We start from the raw sequence: 16,301 nt of genomic DNA, 5'->3' as shown, positions 1-16,301 counted from the left end.
AATTGAATAAAAAAGGGGAGCGTTTTGTAAGCGAAGTTACGAATCATATTAAATCAAAAGAAGCAAAGAGCTTTGTAGCAACTGAACTAGAGTTTCACTTAAAACAGGCGAAGAACACATGGACAGAAAAAGGTTTAAGTGAGGAAGTTGCTGAAAATAAAGCTGTGGAACAAATGGGAAGTCCAATTAAACTAGGGCAAGAACTTAATAAACTTCATAAGCCAAAGGTTGATTGGTTCTTACTTATTTTGCTAGTGGCTGCTATGGGGCTAGGGTTTTTACCAATAATTGCTCTTGGGCATACGAATGATTTATTAATGAATAAAGTAATTTTTGTGATTCTCGGCATTGCAACAGCTATTGGGATGATGTTGCTTGATTACCGGAAGCTAGAAAGAATCGGGTGGCTGTTTTATACAATTGGAATACTTATCTTGTTAGCTATAAAATGTTTTCCGACTATTTCTGTGAGTGGAGAAGCACTAATAAAGATTGGTCCTCTCACAATTGACTGTTTAATGACGATACCATTCTTCTTTCTAGCTTGGGCTTCTTTTTTCAATAATAGTAGGTTAAAGTTTATACATCTTTTCATGCTGTACGTATTTTCTTTATATCTATTTTTAACTACATCAATTATGGTGCCAATTTACATTTATATTACGATGGTATTCGTTATGCTTTGGTGGAGTAAGCTAGGAAAGAAAACGGCATGGCTCATTACGATGTTACCAATTTTCCCCTTTATTATTAGGGATTTATTTTCCTGGTCTGCTGTAAAAGAATATCGGATAGCTAGAATTTTAGGATTTTTAAACCCAGAGCATGTATGGTATTTACGTTTAAAAGAGGCAATGTCGTCGGCAGGTTGGTTTGGTACATATGGAAATATAAATTCTATCCCTGCTGCGCATACTGATTTTGTATTCGCGAGTTTGACTTACTACTATGGGTATGTGCTTGCGCTAGTTCTTGTCTTGATTCTTTCTCTTTTTGCAGTGAGAATAATGAACATAACTTATAAAATAAATGATGATTATGGTAAATTGCTTCTCGTTGGCGGAGTGACTCTTTTTGTAATTCATTTTATTTGTAACGTTGGTATGATTTTAGGATTATTACCGCTTGCTTCTATATCATTACCTTTTATTAGCTACGGCTTGATACCAACTCTGTTTCATGCATTTATAATGGGGATCGTGTTGAGTGTGTATCGACGTAAAGATATTTCATTTAGAATGAAAAAAACACCTTGATGATTTAACGTGCACTCCGAAAATGGGACGCACATCAAAACATCTAAACCATCTGTTCTCTGTCTTCTTTAGGGGATAGGTGGTTTTATTTTTCTAGAACTAGGACAGCTTTTCTATACCTATAATGTAACGGTTCTAACTTAGCGATAAAATGCATAATGCCTTCAAAAATTCACGATTCAGTCTCTATATAGATATTGGGTCATTGTGCTATGATATATTCGTAATTAACGAAATAATAAGAAAGAAGGGGTTGTTGTGGAAACAAAGCTTTTAGAAACAGAGAAAAAAATTGATTCGAAGTCTCTCTTGGCTTTGGGGCTATTGATGATTACCGGTATTACATATCAGTTTTTAGGGAATGTTTTGGGAGATGCTATACCTAATTTATTAGGAATGATTCTTGAAGCTCTATGGAATCTTGTATTATGTGGAATTATTGGATACTATTTTTTAGGGGAAATATCGTTAGAGCAATTTAAACATTTTAAATTTAAGACATTACTTTGGGGTTTACCTTTAGTAGTTATCGTAGGTGTAAGTTCCGGCGCTATATTCAATTACATTTTTGAACCAGCAACTAAAAATTCTGTTGCAGAAGTAATAAGTATTTCTATGATTTTATTCCGTGTACCATTTATGCTCATGGGTGAAGAGTTGCTTTGTACGAATGGAATTCTTGCATTACAAAAACTAGGGTTGAAATTTGGCACGGCATCAATCATATGTAGTGTCTTGTTCGCTTTATGGCATATTCCAGCTTATGGTTTTGTGCCAATGCAGTTATTAATAACTATAATTCCAATTAGATTGGCACTAAATTATGTATGGAAAAAATCCAATAGTGTTTGGGTAAGTTGGATTTGCCATTATATTTATGATAGTTTAGCATTTATACAATTTTTTCTAAAATAAAAATTCAAGTTTAGTGTTAACGAAAGTATATGTAAATGTATTGCGTCAAAATAAAACAAGTATGACCTCATCTAATATTTAAATGAGGTCATACTTGTTTTTAAAAAGAAAAACCTTGATTCACATCAAGGTGTAATAACTTCAAAACTCTCCGTATCAGCCCCAAGTACAAAAGGACTAACCTCACCAACACTATAAAGTTGCAACTCATGCATCGCGCGCGTACAGGCAGTGTAGAACAATCTACGTAGGCTCTCATCGCTGTACACATCTTTAGAAGCATCGTAAATAATAACAGCATCAAATTCGATACCCTTCGCTAAATAAGCAGGGATAACGACGATGCCTTGCTCGTACTCGGCTGAGTTACTTTTGACAAGTTTAATATTCTCGATATGACAGAGTGCTTCGTATGCAGCGGCGCTTTCAGCTGCGGATTTACATATAATTGCGATCGTATTGTGCTGTTGTTTTTGTAGTTCAGCAACTTTGGCAGTAATATGCTCGTGCAGTTCGCTGTAATCAGTCACTTTAGTCACTGTAGGCTTTTCACCGTCACGTTCAAATGCGTGAATGTTCTTTCCTTCCGGTACGAGATCACGTGTAAATTCAATAATTGGTTTTGTTGAGCGATAGCTACGAGTTAAGTTGATACCGTTCGTTTCATCTGGTCCGTATAAGCTAGTAAGTGTATTGAAATTCACTGCTTCACTCGCATGGGCAAATATCGCTTGGTTAAAGTCTCCGAGTACAGTCATTCTTGCAGCAGGGAAGAGACGTTTTAAAAACTCGAACTGAAACGGCGAATAATCTTGCGCTTCGTCTACGAGTATGTGTTTAATCGATCTGTTCGTTTGGAAGCCTTCAATTAATTCTTTTAAAAGTAAAAATGGAGTCGCATCCTCGTAATATAACTTACCTTCATCAAGCATGTTCACTGTCAGTGAGCAAATGTCATCCCATTCTTTCGGTTTTTCTCCAGTAACCCATGATGCATCTGTGAAGAGTTGTTTATATATGCCTGTGAAATTGATGAAACGCAATGTTTGAACGCCTTTACGAAGTGGCTTCAATTTTTTACGGACAATCATACGTCCAAGTACTTTCGTTTCTTTCTCATAATCATTAAAGGAGTTGTCGTCAAACTCGCCTTTTTTCTGTAAATATTTATAAGCCTTTTGGTATTCATCTTTACTAAGCAGTTCAATTTCTTCTTCTACCCAAGGTTTTTTCAGTTCTGTTTTTTCGATTGCATCTATTTGTTTGTTTAGCCAATCCGTTAACTTTTCAATTCTATTATGGAAGCGGAGGGAGGAATCAGTATTATAAAATTGCTCTGTAATTTCTTTAGCAGAGGCAATCAGTTTTCCTCTAAATTTCATTCCTCTAAATAGCATGCCTGAAGATTCGAGAGATTGTCTGTACGCTCTAATCATCTCGAAAAATTGAGTAGATGCTTTAAATCGAATGCTCGCATTTCTCGTTTTATAGGTAGGGCTATTCGTTTCAGTTAACATATATTCTAATTGTTCATAAGGGTCTTCAACATCAAATGACTTGCTTAGTCTATGGTTTAAATATTCTTGGAATGTCACTTGCTGCATATTTTCTTCACCAAGTTCAGGTAGTACGTTAGAAACGTAGCTGTTGAACATAGAGTTAGGGGAGAAGAGAATAATTTGATCAGCTTTTAACCATTCGCGATATTTATATAGTAAGTAGGCGATTCGTTGCAGGGCAGCTGACGTTTTACCACTACCAGCAGCTCCTTGCACGATAAGGAGTCGGCCTTCATCGTGACGAATAATTTCGTTTTGCTCGCGCTGAATCGTAGCAACGATACTTTGCATATGTTTGTTTGTACCTTTTCCGAGCGCTTGTTGCAGGATTTCATCGCCAATTGTAAGGCTCGTATCGAACATAGAATCAATCTCGCCATTTTGAATAATGTATTGTAATTTTTTCTCTACATTACCGTGGATTACGCCTCCTGGTGTACTATATTCAGCCGGTCCTGGCGGATAATCGTAGTAGACACTTGAAATTGGTGCGCGCCAATCGTATATAAGAAAGTTTTCTCCGCTTGCATCAGTAAGGGTAGCTACGCCGATATAAATTTGCTCTGCAGCAGATTCTCCTTCTTCTTTGAAGTCGATTCGTCCGAAGTAAGGTGCTTTATGCATTCGTCTTAGTGCGGCAAGTCGATTAAAGGTGTGCTTATGGGTGATTTGTGTGACAGCTAGTGACTGAGCTTGTTGTCTTAAGTTGATAACTGTTTCAAGATAATCATCAAAAGTATCAGTATTCACTTTAACGTCATCCCAGAAGTGTTTACGAATATTGATTACTTCTGCCCGGCGTCTGCCAGTTTCGTTTTCCAGTTTATCAATTTGCTCCGTAATCGTTTCTATTACGGTATCCAATCGTTTTTGCTCTAAATCAAGTTTTTTGTTCATACGTAAGCACTCCTTTAAAAGTGAAAAATAGAGGTTGACTGAAGATGTGTTTTGGTGTAAAATTAAGATACGGATAAATACGTTCTTTATATTTATAGAAACGTGTTTCTGTACTAATTTACCATAGTTTTTTAATTTAATCAATGATAATAAGATAAACCTTGGTTCCGTATGTGGTGGAACTGAGGTTTTTTGTTTTCCTTTTTACAAGGGGAGAGGGGACTCATGTCTGATTTTGTCGGTAAGTCGATATAATTTCATTTAACGTAAAATAGGTTTACTTCTTATATAAAAAGTATTTGGACAAACAAAAAAGCTCGGGCTAAGCCCGAGCTTTTCATTATTTCTTTTCGTCTTTTTTAGCGTCAGCTTTTGGTTCTTCGAAAAGATCTTTCAAATCTTTATCGTCAACTTTTACGTCAGCTTTTTTGATTTCTTTCATCATAAGATCGTTCATAAATTGAGCGTCTTGTGTTTTTTCTTGAACTACTTCTTTTTTGATGTCAGCTTTTGCTTGATCGAAAGTTTTGTCAGCATGAGTATCAGTTACTTTAATGATATGGTAACCATGCTGTGTTTTTACTGGTTCACTTACTTCGTCTTTTTTCAGCTTACGAGCAGCTTCATCGAATTCTTTAACCATTTTATCTGGTCCGAAGAATCCTAAGTCGCCACCTTTTTCTTTTGAACCTGGATCTTCAGAGTACTTTTTCGCTAACTCTTCGAAAGATTTACCTTGTGCAAGTTCTTCTTTCACTTTTTTAGCAGTCTCTTCATCTTTTACAAGAATATGGCTTGCTTTAATTTCTTGCTTATAGTCTTCATATTTTGCTTTTAAGTCTTTATCAGTGATTGCTTTTTCAATTGCTTGTTCTTGAGCTAATGAAGCGCGAACACCGTTTTTAACTGTTTCTTCTTTAAGGCCTTGTTGTTTCAATAGTGTATCGAATTGATCACCGACTTGCTTTTTCATTTCATCGTACTTTTTGTCTACTTCTTTGTCATCGACTTTGTAGTTTTTGATAAGTACTTTTTCCATAACCATGTTATTTAGTACTTGTTTACCAGCTTGTGTCTTCATTTGATTGTAGAACTCTTCTTTTGTAATGTCACCAGCTTTAGATGTAACAATTTTGTCTGATGATGATGATGTTCCACATGCTGATAATGCGATTACACTTGTTGCGGCTAAGGCAAGCATAGCTTTCTTCATTCGATAAACACTCCTACTATTATGTATTTTTAATTTATCCTATACCGATGAATTTTGGTTCATAAGAGCCCGATTAAGTCTCACTGATACTTTTGCTTTCTATCTTGGTAAAGCGCGCTTAACAGGGCTTACCGAGGCTGAGGATAAAGTTTAGATGCGTGTCGTTTATTTCATAGTATAAGCAATATGTACAAAATTTAATATATCATATTTCGACCTGTTTTCCTATTGATAAAGAAATTTTAACCAGTTTGTGTCAGATTTTGAAGGGGTGCCGTATTGGGCACATGTCGCATATATAGAAAAGAGGAGGGGATGGGGGATGAATTCAAAACTTATTTTATTACTTGTACTGTTTATTTTATTAGTTATAGTAGGTATAATTTGCTTATAGAGGAAAAAAATGAGGAAGGGGCTTTCCTTCCTCACTTTCCATGAAATATAATTTCTACATAACTAGAAATTAATAGAATGGTAATACATACATTAATAACTCGAAAGACACCTGGCTGGCGGCTCGCAGATATTTGTTTTCGCTCACACAGTGTATGTGTCATGAAATTCGTGTAAAATATAACAAGAAGTGCAAATGCGACAAAAACAACGGTTATAAGAGTCATGAGGCGAGACCTCCTTTTGGCTAAAATACATATACTTTATATATTGTATCATACGATATTTTGTTCGTGTTACAAAATTCAGAAATAGAAGACTTTGTGTTAGGAAGCGAGGGAGAAAATGGACGTTGTAAGAAGACTAGAACAAGCTGAATATTACGTAGACCTACTATTTAAAATGATTGATGAAGAAAAGTGTCCATTTTATTCTTTAATCATAAAGAAAAAAGCTCGTAAAAAAGATATTGAACGTATACTAAATCTTTGTGAAAAGCTGAACGAACAATACGTAAAGGAGAAAGCAGAAGGCTTTCTATTGTTCGACGCGCTGTTAGATCAATTTGAAAAAGCGCTTCCACATCAGCTCGAAGTAAACGAAACTGCGGAAGCGCTAGTAAAACAAGGTTTATTTGTACCACTTATGAATGAATTCTTACGCATGATTGCGAAAGGATAAATAGATTATTTCTTAACTAATTTTTGATCGGACTCCGTAAAGTTCTCCTCAATATTTTCTAATGATTTCTCAAAAATATCGATGAAGTCTTGTCCGTAAATATTGCGAAGGATCGCGATAAGTTCGATATTTTCTGGGAACTTACCATAAAAATTACGAAGTGCAAGTGCCCCATTAAACACAGAATTATTTTCAGGATCATACTCCTCCATTAAGCGAAGTAGTAATTCTTCCCCTTTGTCTGTAATTTCAATGTACGTATTTCGTTTATCATCTTCTTTTTTCGAGAATACAAGATAGCCGCGTTCTTCTAGCTTTTTAGAGAAGTTAAACGCCGTTGATACGTGCATAACTCCAAACTTAGCAATCTCAGAAATAGAAGCCCCTTTTAAATGATAAGCGATTGATAAAATATGGTGCTCGTTAATGTTTAAATCGTAAGGTTTAATCCACTGTTGCCAATCTTTCTCTACGCATTTCCATAACGCTTTCGATAATTGAGCAATGCGTTGGCTGAAAATCATCGCTTCTTTTACCGAGTAATCTTTTTCTCCACTTTTCATTTACTCACCCACTTTAACATTCTTTTTCATTACTATCTATTATGCCAGTAAAATAAAAATTAATAAAGTCTTTTTGTGAGAATTGTGAAAATTTTTTGGAAAAATGACATTCTATACAAATCATGCATAACTATGGAAGCGTTTTATGAGTCAAGAATACATGTGTTGTCTGTACATGTTAAGGGATAACAGATATTGTAAATGCATAAAAACACGACATATCTATGTGATATGCCGTGTCAAGGTCAATTTGTATAAAAAATATTTGTTATATGCAAAAAACTAAGCAGGAATATGTTTACGCTTTTTCTGGAACCGCTTCTTGTAGTTTCTCAATTGACTTTTGAATGTCTAAAATTTCTTTTTCAATATGTCGTTTGTTTTGAGAAATATCTTGTTTCCAGTTAGAAAGCGTGTCTTGCATATCGTCTTTTAGTTCTTGAAATACTTCTTTACCTTCTGAAGCAGTTTCGACGATTTGGCGCTTTAACAACTTCGTATCAGCTGTAATATCAGCTAATGTCTTTTTAATATCAGTTCCTTTTTCTTTCAGCTTACCGCGCATAGCTTTACCAGAAGAAGGAGTTGAGAAAAGAACGGCTAGTCCAGCAACTGCTCCGCCGCAAATTACACCTGTAATAAAGGATTTAGCTTTTGACATAAAAGGAAACCTCCTTATTTTTCGTTCGTATTCATGATGTATAAAACTGTGCATATCTTTAAGACAAGGGGAAGAAAAGTGAAATTTTCTCTCTTGTACGTGCTATGCACAAAAAATCATATCCTTGGCATTTTTTGTGAAGAAACAAGCCATAGGGTATATATGCCAAAGGGATAGGCTTGTTATGTATTACTTCTTATTATAGTGGCACTATTTCACACTATTTGCAATTGTACTTGCGATGTTTTGTAAATTTTCCATAGTGTATTCATTTTGGTGTGATTTCCAAACAGCACCGAAACCATCGTTTTCACCGTAGCGTGGAATTAAATGAAGGTGGAAGTGGAATACAGTTTGTCCAGCTTTCTCGCCGTTATTGTTAAGCAAGTTGAAGCCAACTGGATTAAATTCTGCTTTCATTGCATTTGCGATTTTTGGAACGACAGCAAAAATGTGTGATGCGATTTCTGGCGTTAACGCAAAAATGTCTTGTTTGTGAACTTTTGGAATAACAAGAGTATGTCCTTTTGTTACTTGACTAATATCTAAAAATGCAAGCACATGTTCATCTTCGTATACTTTTGAACAAGGGATTTGCCCGTCAATAATTTTACAAAAAATACAATTGTCCGCTGTATGATTCATCGATCTCATCCTTTCAAATATCCTTAGCCGTATTTTACCATAATTACATAGGAGAACAAACACGAAAAACAGGAAGCTGACTCAGCTTCCTGTTTTCTGAAGAGGGATTGAAAAAGCATTTTTTATAATTTACGGTTCGCAGACACCTCATTTATTTAAGAAATGCACGGTAAATCGGCTAAAGTTTCTGCCGTAGACACCCCATTTTCAAGTGAAATGAATTGCAATCTTTTTTTAAAATGAAATTGTTTATTTTTTAAAACAGTATATGCTCTTTCGGAGACACCCCGTTTCGAAAATGAAACAAATTATCTGGTTATGTGTAAATTTCATTGTCCAATTTGGACACCCCATTTCATGATGACTTCACTGTGTTGTTATACTCATCAATTGGTGGTTGCTTTTTCAATGTGTTCCTTCCTCACTAATTATGATGTCCGCTTTCGTAAAAATATATGCCAAGAAATTTAAATTTTTTTTGAGGGCATCGATACTATGTAGTACAGCGCCATTTTTGGTAAGATGAATATAGAATGAATACTAATGAAGAAAGTGGTGTCGTATGAGCGAGTTATTGCGTGTAGAAAATGTTACAGGAGGATATACGAAACGACCTGTACTAAAAGATGTTTCGTTCTCTGTGAATAAAGGCGAACTTGTCGGCTTAATCGGTTTAAATGGAGCCGGGAAGAGTACGACAATTAAACATATCATCGGTTTAATGGAGCCGAAAAAAGGAACTGTCACAATTAACGGGAAAACAATTCGTGATGATATGACAGCGTACCGTTCTAGTTTCTCTTTCATTCCAGAAACGCCGGTATTATATGATGAGTTAACGTTAGAAGAGCATTTGAAATTAACAGCGATGGCGTACGGTGTAGATGAAAAACAATATGAAGAACGCGTAGGACAACTATTACAAGAGTTTCGCATGAAAAATCGTTTGAAATGGTTTCCGTCTCATTTCTCAAAAGGGATGAAACAAAAAGTAATGATTATGAGTGCATTTTTAGTTGAACCATCTCTTTACATTGTGGACGAACCTTTCGTTGGTCTTGATCCGTTAGCGATTCAATCGCTTCTTCAAATGATGGATCAAATGAAAAAGAGTGGTGCAGGTATTTTAATGAGTACACATATTTTAGCGACAGCAGAGCGCTATTGTGATTCATTTATTATTTTGCATCAAGGTGAAGTGAGAGCGATGGGAACATTATCAGAACTTCAATCTGGGTTTAACATGCCTGGTGCAACGTTAGATGATATTTATATTGCATTAACAAAGGAAGAAGATTATGAATAGCACAGCATTATGGAAAGAACGATTTCGTCACTTTCTAAAAGAAGTTCGTACATATAGTAAATACGTATTTAATGATCATTTGAAATTTATTTTCGTATTCATCATCGGCGCAGGAGCGTATTATTACCAGCAATGGTTACAAACGTTAACACCTTCGTTTGAGGCGGCGCTCGTTATGGCAGTCTTACTTGGCCTCGTATTAACAGCTGGATCCATCCAAACGTTATTAAAAGAAGCGGACCTCGTTTATTTGCTGCCAGTTGAAGAAAAGTTAAAGCCTTATTTTACAAAGGCATTTCTCTTTACGTTTATGATTCAGTTATACATAATCGCAATGGTAGCGGCTGCGCTTGCCCCGTTATACTTCCAGCAAATGAAACAAACAGGAGCGGCTTACATATGGATTGTAATCGCGTTCGTCATTGTAAAAGCGTGGAATTTATTCGTGGCGTGGGAAAAATCATTTTTAACAGATCAAAATATACAAAGAGCTGATTGGTTCATTCGTTTTATTTTAAACGGCTTATTTGTGTATTTCCTTGTAGAGCGTACTTCCGTTATTTTTATTGGCGGAATCGTCATTCTCATGATGTTATACCTTGTGATTCTGCATCAAATGGTGAAGGGAAAGCCGCTAAACTGGGAGTATTTAATTTCTGAAGAAGGTAAAAAAATGATGCTGCTGTACCGCATTGCGAATATGTTCGTTGATGTACCGGCGTTAAAAGAGAGAGTATCACGTAGGAAATGGCTTGATTTCATCCTTTCGATGATCGGTGAGAAGCGTACATATTTATACTTATATACGAGAACATTTTTAAGATCGGGTAACTATTTCGGCTTATATATGCGTTTACTCGCTCTTGGAGGAGTTATTCTTTACTTTATTCCATTTTTATATGGACGTTTTATCGTAAGCCTTGTTTTCTTATACTTAATCGGCTACCAGCTATTAACCCTTTGGAAACATCACCGTATGAAAGTTTGGCTTGATTTATATCCGGTAGGGGGAGACGAGAAGAAGAACGATTTTCTTACTTTATTAAATGCGATTCTTATTATCGGCAGTGTTGTATTTACGGTTATATTCGCCCTTGCGACGAAAGATTTCATGATGACGGGAATTTTACTAATCGTAAGCATAGTATTTAGTATCGGTTTCGTTTATCAATACGGGGCGAAACGTATTGAGCGTTTAAATTGAAGGGAATGAACCTATGATTACATATGAAGAGAAGGTTATAAAAGAATTGGAGCAGTGGAAAGCTACATTCATGAAGGATTCTTCTATGATGACACGGTTCTCTAAAAAAGTGCAGGTGAAAGTACAACAGCTCATTCCGGCGAAAGTGCAAAAGGTACTAACAGAAACGATTCGGATGATGGTACAAACGATTAGCGCCGGATCAAATTTTATAAAGCCGAAACTAAAAGAAACGACTTGGTCGCTGCAAAGACGTGACGATGAAGTTCGTAAAAAAATGGACGAATATAAAAAAGTAGCAGCGGCAGAAGGAGCGGGAACAGGAGCTGGTGGTATTCTTCTCGGTCTTGCTGACTTTCCGCTATTACTTACAATTAAAATTAAATTTTTATTCGATGCAGCAACATTGTACGGATTTGATACGAGTAAACAAGAAGAGCGCCTCTTTATCCTTCACGTTTTCCAACTTGCTTTTTCAAGTGACGATCACCGAAAAGAAGTATGGAAAGCGATTGAAACGTGGGATACAGAAGAAGAAAATCATATGGACTGGGAAAAGTTCCAAACAGAGTACCGAGACTATATCGATTTAGCAAAAATGCTTCAACTCGTTCCAATCATAGGTGCCCCGGTTGGCGCATATGCGAATTATCAATTGTTGCAAAGGCTTGGGGAAGTGACGATGAATTGTTATCGTATGCGATTGCTTAATAGAAATTAAATTAATTTATAAAAAGAAGGCATCCTAAATGTGTAATTTAGGGTGCTTTTTTCTTTTAGGATTCTCGCACCATACCCATCAAGCTAAGTTTAATTTCACCCGGGATTTTTTATTTTTTTAATATTTCTGACGTACGGAAAGTATGCAAGTATTCATAAATTATGCAGAAAAGGATATCTTCCCGTGGGGAATTTATCCTTTTTTTACTTTATAACATGAGAAAATAATGATTTTTCTATATGGTCACAAAATGGAACGGAAATTGCATAGATAAGTTGCAAAGATGAAGGGGGTTGAAAAGTGAAAGATGATATTCAGTTAAAGCGTTCATTGACTTTTTTTCAACTTGTATTGCTAGGTTTGGCCTATATGGCACCATTAACGGTATTTACTACGTTTGGGGTAGTGGAATCTTTATCAAAAGGAGTGATACCAACAGCCTATATACTTGCACTATGTGCGATGCTATTTACAGCATATAGTTATGGACAAATGACAAAAGCATATCCAATTTCGGGATCAGCTTATACGTATACACAAAAGTCATTAAGCCCAGGATTAGGTTTCATGGTTGGTTGGGTAATTTTAATGGATTATTTGTTTATCCCCATGATCAACTTCCTCATTATTTCACTCTATTTATCGGAATATCTTCCTTCTATTCCTTCTAGTATATGGATTATTGCGATGATTGTAATTGTGACAGTAATTAATGTTGTAGGGACCAAAGTAACGATTACGATGAATATGATTTTTTTAGGATTCCAATATATCGTATTGATAGTTTTTTGCGCTCTATGTATTCATTCACTTCTTAATGGAACAGGAGAAGGAACATTATTTTCATTAAAACCGTTTATGAATCCAGATTCTTCAATAATTGCAGCATTTTCAGGGGCATCTGTACTTTGTTTATCCTTTTTAGGGTTTGATGCTTTAACCACTTTTGCAGAGGAAACAATTCAACCGAAAAGAACCATTCCAAAAGCGATTTTCTTTGTCATTTGTTTTTCTGGTATGTGCTATATTATCGTCTCATATCTAGCACATTTAATACATCCAGACTATTTGGCATATAAAAGTTTAGATACGGCAGCTGCTGAAATCGCTAGAATGCTAGGCGGAAATTTATTTAATGCTTTGTTTCTTGCAGGAATGGTTGTAACTTCATTCACATCCGCGTTAGCTTCTCATGCTAGTGTTTCGCGTATTTTATATGCAATGGGGAGGGACTCTGTACTGCCAAAATCATTTTTTGCCTATATACATCCGCGTTTTCAAACACCTATCAAAAATATTATTTTAGTGAGTATTTTTGCGCTGGTTTCACTATTTACTGACCTTGTTACAATTACATCTTTTATTAACTTCGGTGCATTGATTGCTTTTACATTTGTGAATATTTCCGTCATTGCACATTATTTTATTAAGGGAGGAAAAAGGTCATTAAAATCTACAATTCTCTATTTATTAATACCATTAATTGGTGCATGTATAACAATTAAATTGTGGAGTGATTTGGACAAGATGTCTCTCATACTAGGAGGACTATGGACCATTATAGGGATTGCATATCTTCTATATATAACAAAATTCTTCCGTGTTCAACCACCACAGATGAATTTTGATGAATTGCCAAAAGAAGATGGAAAAGAAGTATCTATTTAGGAGGGAGATTTATGAGAAAAAAAGCGGATATGATTTTAAGTAGTCATGCTGTATTTACAGGTATAGGAGAAGCACCAATCCCGGCATCAATTATTGTTAAGGATGATAAGATTATTGCTCTTGTTCCGAAAGAAGATATTCATAGTTATGTAGATACAGACACAATTGTACATGATTTTGGAAATCAGCTTATTATGCCTGGATTTCATGATTTCCATATTCATTTAATGTTAGGAAGTTTAGTGAGTGAAGGAGTACAGTTAATTCATGCGCGTTCAGCTAGAGAAGTTGGAAAGTTTGTAAAGGAATTTGCTGAACGAAATAAAGAGATAAATTGTGTAATTGGAAGCAGTTGGGAACAGAATTTGTGGGAAATTCATGAAGAGCCACATCGGATGATATTGGATGAGTATGTTGCAGATCGACCAGTTTTTTTATACCATGCTGAATTTCATAGTGTTTGGTTAAATAGTAAAGCACTTGAAATGGCAGGGATTAATAAAGAAACTAAGAGTCCACCATATGGAGAAATCGTTAGGGATCAAAATGGTGAGCCAACAGGAGTCTTAAAGGAAAATGCAGTAGGGTTAGCAACTAGCGTATTGCAGTTTAACTCTAAACGCAATAGGACATTGCTTCAAAATTTTTTAATAGAAGCTGCGAAATATGGAGTAACCTCTGTGCATGATTTATTGAGGATACCAGAAATGGGCGTAGAAGAAGCGGAGTTATATGATGAATTTGAAAAGGTAGGAAAGTTAACAACGAGAATTCATTTTGTTGCTCCGCTAAATGGAGATTTAAACTTAGCAAAATCCTTAAAGGAAAAATACAAATCTAGCATGGTTCAATTTTGTGGGTTTAAACAATTTATTGATGGAGTAACAACTAGTTATACGGCATATTTACTTGAACCATATAATGAAGAAACGACAAGAGGGCATACTACATATCCACCAGAAATCATAAAAAAATGGACAGTAGATGCTGACAAGGAGGGCTTTCGCGTACGATTTCATGCAATAGGAGATGGGGCTGTACGTTTAGCATTAGATGCTTTCGAAGAGGCTGAAATACAGAATGGAAAAAGAGATGCGAGGCACGCAATTGAGCATGTCGAAATGATTCATCCAAATGATATTGAGAGGTTTCAAAAATTAGGAGTGCTGGCGTCTATTCAACCTGAACATATTAATCTTACAAGCAGAGAAGTGTATAGTAGGTTAATTGGATCAGAAAGAATGCAATACAATTACTTGATGAAAACATTAATGGACGCAGGAGCAAAGCTTGTATTTGGCAGCGATTATCCTGTTGTTACAATAAATCCGTTACCAGAAATATACCGCGCTGTAACAAGGCTAGATGATGAAGGTGTGGAATGGAATTCGCAAGAGAAAATATCATTAGCGGAAGCGTTACGAGCATACACGTATACTCCTGCCTATGCCTCATTTCGTGAAAAAGAACTAGGCATAATAGAAGAAGGGAAGCTAGCTGACATAGTTGTGCTAGATCTGAATTTGTTTACTGTACCGGTGGAAGAAATTAAAGATGCTAAGGTTATTTTTACAATGGTAAATGGCAATATAGTTTTTCGGGATGAAAAAGAAAGTGTTAAGAATTAATGGGGAGGGAAGAAGAGAATGAATGAAGTGACAATTGGGCTAGTTCAATTAGCGTGTAATGAAAATATTAAGGGAAATATAGAAAGAACAATAGAAAAGGTAAGAGAATCGGCAAAAAAGGGAGCCAGGATTATTTGTTTACAGGAGTTATATCATGCTGAATACTTTGCTCAAAGCGTTTCAGTTTGTAATTATGAACTGGCAATTCCTTTTGAACATGAAGCATTACAAGCGATGCAAAGGTTAGCGGAAGAACTTCATGTGGTTATAATTGTTCCTTTTTATGAATGGGTGGCGCAAGGGATTTACTTTAACAGTGCAGCAGTGTTTGATGCTGACGGTAAATATTTAGGAACAACACGTAAAAATCATATTCCAGATGGACCGAGTTACCATGAAAAATATTATTTCACACCAGGAAATACAGGATATCCAGTATATAGTACAAAGTATGGAAAAATAGGAATCGGGATTTGCTGGGATGAATGGTTCCCTGAAGTGGCACGAATTTTGACACTAAAAGGGGCAGAAATATTATTTTACCCTTCCGCAATTGGCTCGGAACCAGATTATCCAGAACTATCAACAAAACCAATTTGGACAAAAGCTATTTCAGCTCATAGTATTCATAACGGTGTATTTGTTGCAGCTGTAAATCGAGTTGGAAAAGAAAAGGACATGTGTTTCTATGGAGGAAGTTTTATTAGTAATCCAATGGGGGAAATTGTTTGTTCTTTAGAGGATGAGGAAGGAATACTCATCCAAAAAATTGATACAAAGGAAATTAATGAAGCACGTAATCTACTGCAATTTTTAAGAGATCGTCGTACGGATACATATTCGCTAATTTTAGAAAAAGAAGTTCTAAACAGATAAAAAAGACTCTCAAATTTGAGAGTCTTTTTTTGTTTCTATTCATATTTTTTATTTTTTTACCAATAATATACATATGAAGTGGATTTGGTTATAAAGTTACTTGAGCTTACTTTAC

At 35.6% G+C, this 16,301-nt stretch carries 15 protein-coding genes; 9 read left to right on the top strand and 6 right to left on the bottom strand.

Going from position 1 to position 16,301, the window contains the following annotated elements; all coding sequences use genetic code 11:
* Positions 1-2 precede the first annotated feature (2 nt).
* Entirely contained in the window at positions 3-1,256 is a 1,254-nt protein-coding gene (locus Q3V31_RS06190; protein WP_329762821.1) for an FtsW/RodA/SpoVE family cell cycle protein, read from the top strand.
* A gap of 258 nt (positions 1,257-1,514) precedes the next feature.
* Entirely contained in the window at positions 1,515-2,171 is a 657-nt protein-coding gene (locus Q3V31_RS06185; protein ID WP_098318786.1) for a CPBP family intramembrane glutamic endopeptidase, read from the top strand.
* Positions 2,172-2,296: 125 nt separating this feature from the next.
* Here Q3V31_RS06185 and helD read toward each other — a convergent pair whose 3' ends face one another.
* From helD to Q3V31_RS06170, 3 genes are all read right to left on the bottom strand, one after another.
* A complete protein-coding gene (gene helD / locus Q3V31_RS06180) occupies positions 2,297-4,627 on the bottom strand; it encodes an RNA polymerase recycling motor HelD (RefSeq protein ID WP_329762819.1) in 2,331 nt (776 codons plus the stop codon).
* Between the two features lie 340 nt (positions 4,628-4,967).
* Complete coding sequence (prsA, locus tag Q3V31_RS06175; protein ID WP_329762818.1) at positions 4,968-5,840, bottom strand: peptidylprolyl isomerase PrsA; 873 nt, start codon at positions 5,838-5,840, stop codon at positions 4,968-4,970.
* Between the two features lie 425 nt (positions 5,841-6,265).
* The gene (locus Q3V31_RS06170; RefSeq protein ID WP_000172693.1) at positions 6,266-6,460 is read right to left on the bottom strand and encodes a hypothetical protein; all 195 of its coding nucleotides are present in this window, start codon (positions 6,458-6,460) and stop codon (positions 6,266-6,268) included.
* 118 nt (positions 6,461-6,578) lie between these two features.
* Here Q3V31_RS06170 and Q3V31_RS06165 point away from each other — a divergent pair, with 118 nt between their 5' ends.
* Positions 6,579-6,914: a YhaI family protein gene (locus Q3V31_RS06165; protein WP_000383654.1), complete on the top strand. Its 336-nt coding sequence runs from the start codon at positions 6,579-6,581 to the stop codon at positions 6,912-6,914.
* Positions 6,915-6,919: 5 nt separating this feature from the next.
* Here the strand turns inward: Q3V31_RS06165 and Q3V31_RS06160 are convergent, their stop codons facing one another.
* The 3 genes from Q3V31_RS06160 to Q3V31_RS06150 form a co-directional block, all read right to left on the bottom strand.
* A complete protein-coding gene (locus Q3V31_RS06160; RefSeq protein WP_000834920.1) occupies positions 6,920-7,477 on the bottom strand; it encodes an HTH-type transcriptional regulator Hpr in 558 nt (185 codons plus the stop codon).
* A gap of 298 nt (positions 7,478-7,775) precedes the next feature.
* On the bottom strand, positions 7,776-8,138 hold the full coding sequence (locus Q3V31_RS06155; protein WP_000030296.1) for a YtxH domain-containing protein: 363 nt from the start codon (positions 8,136-8,138) through the stop codon (positions 7,776-7,778).
* Between the two features lie 210 nt (positions 8,139-8,348).
* A complete protein-coding gene (locus Q3V31_RS06150; protein WP_001016832.1) occupies positions 8,349-8,783 on the bottom strand; it encodes an HIT family protein in 435 nt (144 codons plus the stop codon).
* Positions 8,784-9,345: 562 nt separating this feature from the next.
* On the opposite strand from Q3V31_RS06150, the gene ecsA reads away from it, so the two are divergent.
* The 6 genes from ecsA (at position 9,346) to Q3V31_RS06120 (ending at position 16,186) form a co-directional block, all read left to right on the top strand.
* Positions 9,346-10,089: an ABC transporter ATP-binding protein EcsA gene (gene ecsA / locus Q3V31_RS06145; RefSeq protein ID WP_097829915.1), complete on the top strand. Its 744-nt coding sequence runs from the start codon at positions 9,346-9,348 to the stop codon at positions 10,087-10,089.
* Positions 10,082-11,293 carry an ABC transporter permease EcsB gene (gene ecsB / locus Q3V31_RS06140; protein ID WP_329762772.1) on the top strand — a complete coding sequence of 404 codons (1,212 nt, stop codon included), beginning with the start codon at positions 10,082-10,084 and terminating at the stop codon, positions 11,291-11,293. Before ecsA ends, ecsB begins: the two co-directional genes overlap by 8 nt.
* Before the next feature lie 13 nt (positions 11,294-11,306).
* Positions 11,307-12,014 carry an ecs operon protein EcsC gene (gene ecsC / locus Q3V31_RS06135; protein WP_000634147.1) on the top strand — a complete coding sequence of 236 codons (708 nt, stop codon included), beginning with the start codon at positions 11,307-11,309 and terminating at the stop codon, positions 12,012-12,014.
* A gap of 300 nt (positions 12,015-12,314) precedes the next feature.
* Positions 12,315-13,682, top strand: coding sequence for an APC family permease (locus tag Q3V31_RS06130; protein WP_329762769.1), 1,368 nt, complete (start codon positions 12,315-12,317; stop codon positions 13,680-13,682).
* Positions 13,683-13,693: 11 nt separating this feature from the next.
* Positions 13,694-15,310 (top strand): amidohydrolase, encoded by a 1,617-nt coding sequence (locus Q3V31_RS06125; protein ID WP_329762768.1) that lies wholly within the window; start codon positions 13,694-13,696, stop codon positions 15,308-15,310.
* Between the two features lie 18 nt (positions 15,311-15,328).
* Complete coding sequence (locus Q3V31_RS06120) at positions 15,329-16,186, top strand: carbon-nitrogen hydrolase (protein ID WP_329762767.1); 858 nt, start codon at positions 15,329-15,331, stop codon at positions 16,184-16,186.
* The last annotated feature ends 115 nt before the right edge of the window (positions 16,187-16,301 follow it).

It is taken from the genome of Bacillus nitratireducens, assembly GCF_036320425.1.
GTDB lineage: Bacteria > Bacillota > Bacilli > Bacillales > Bacillaceae_G > Bacillus_A > Bacillus_A nitratireducens.
This window is presented reverse-complemented; position numbering and strand designations above follow the sequence as displayed.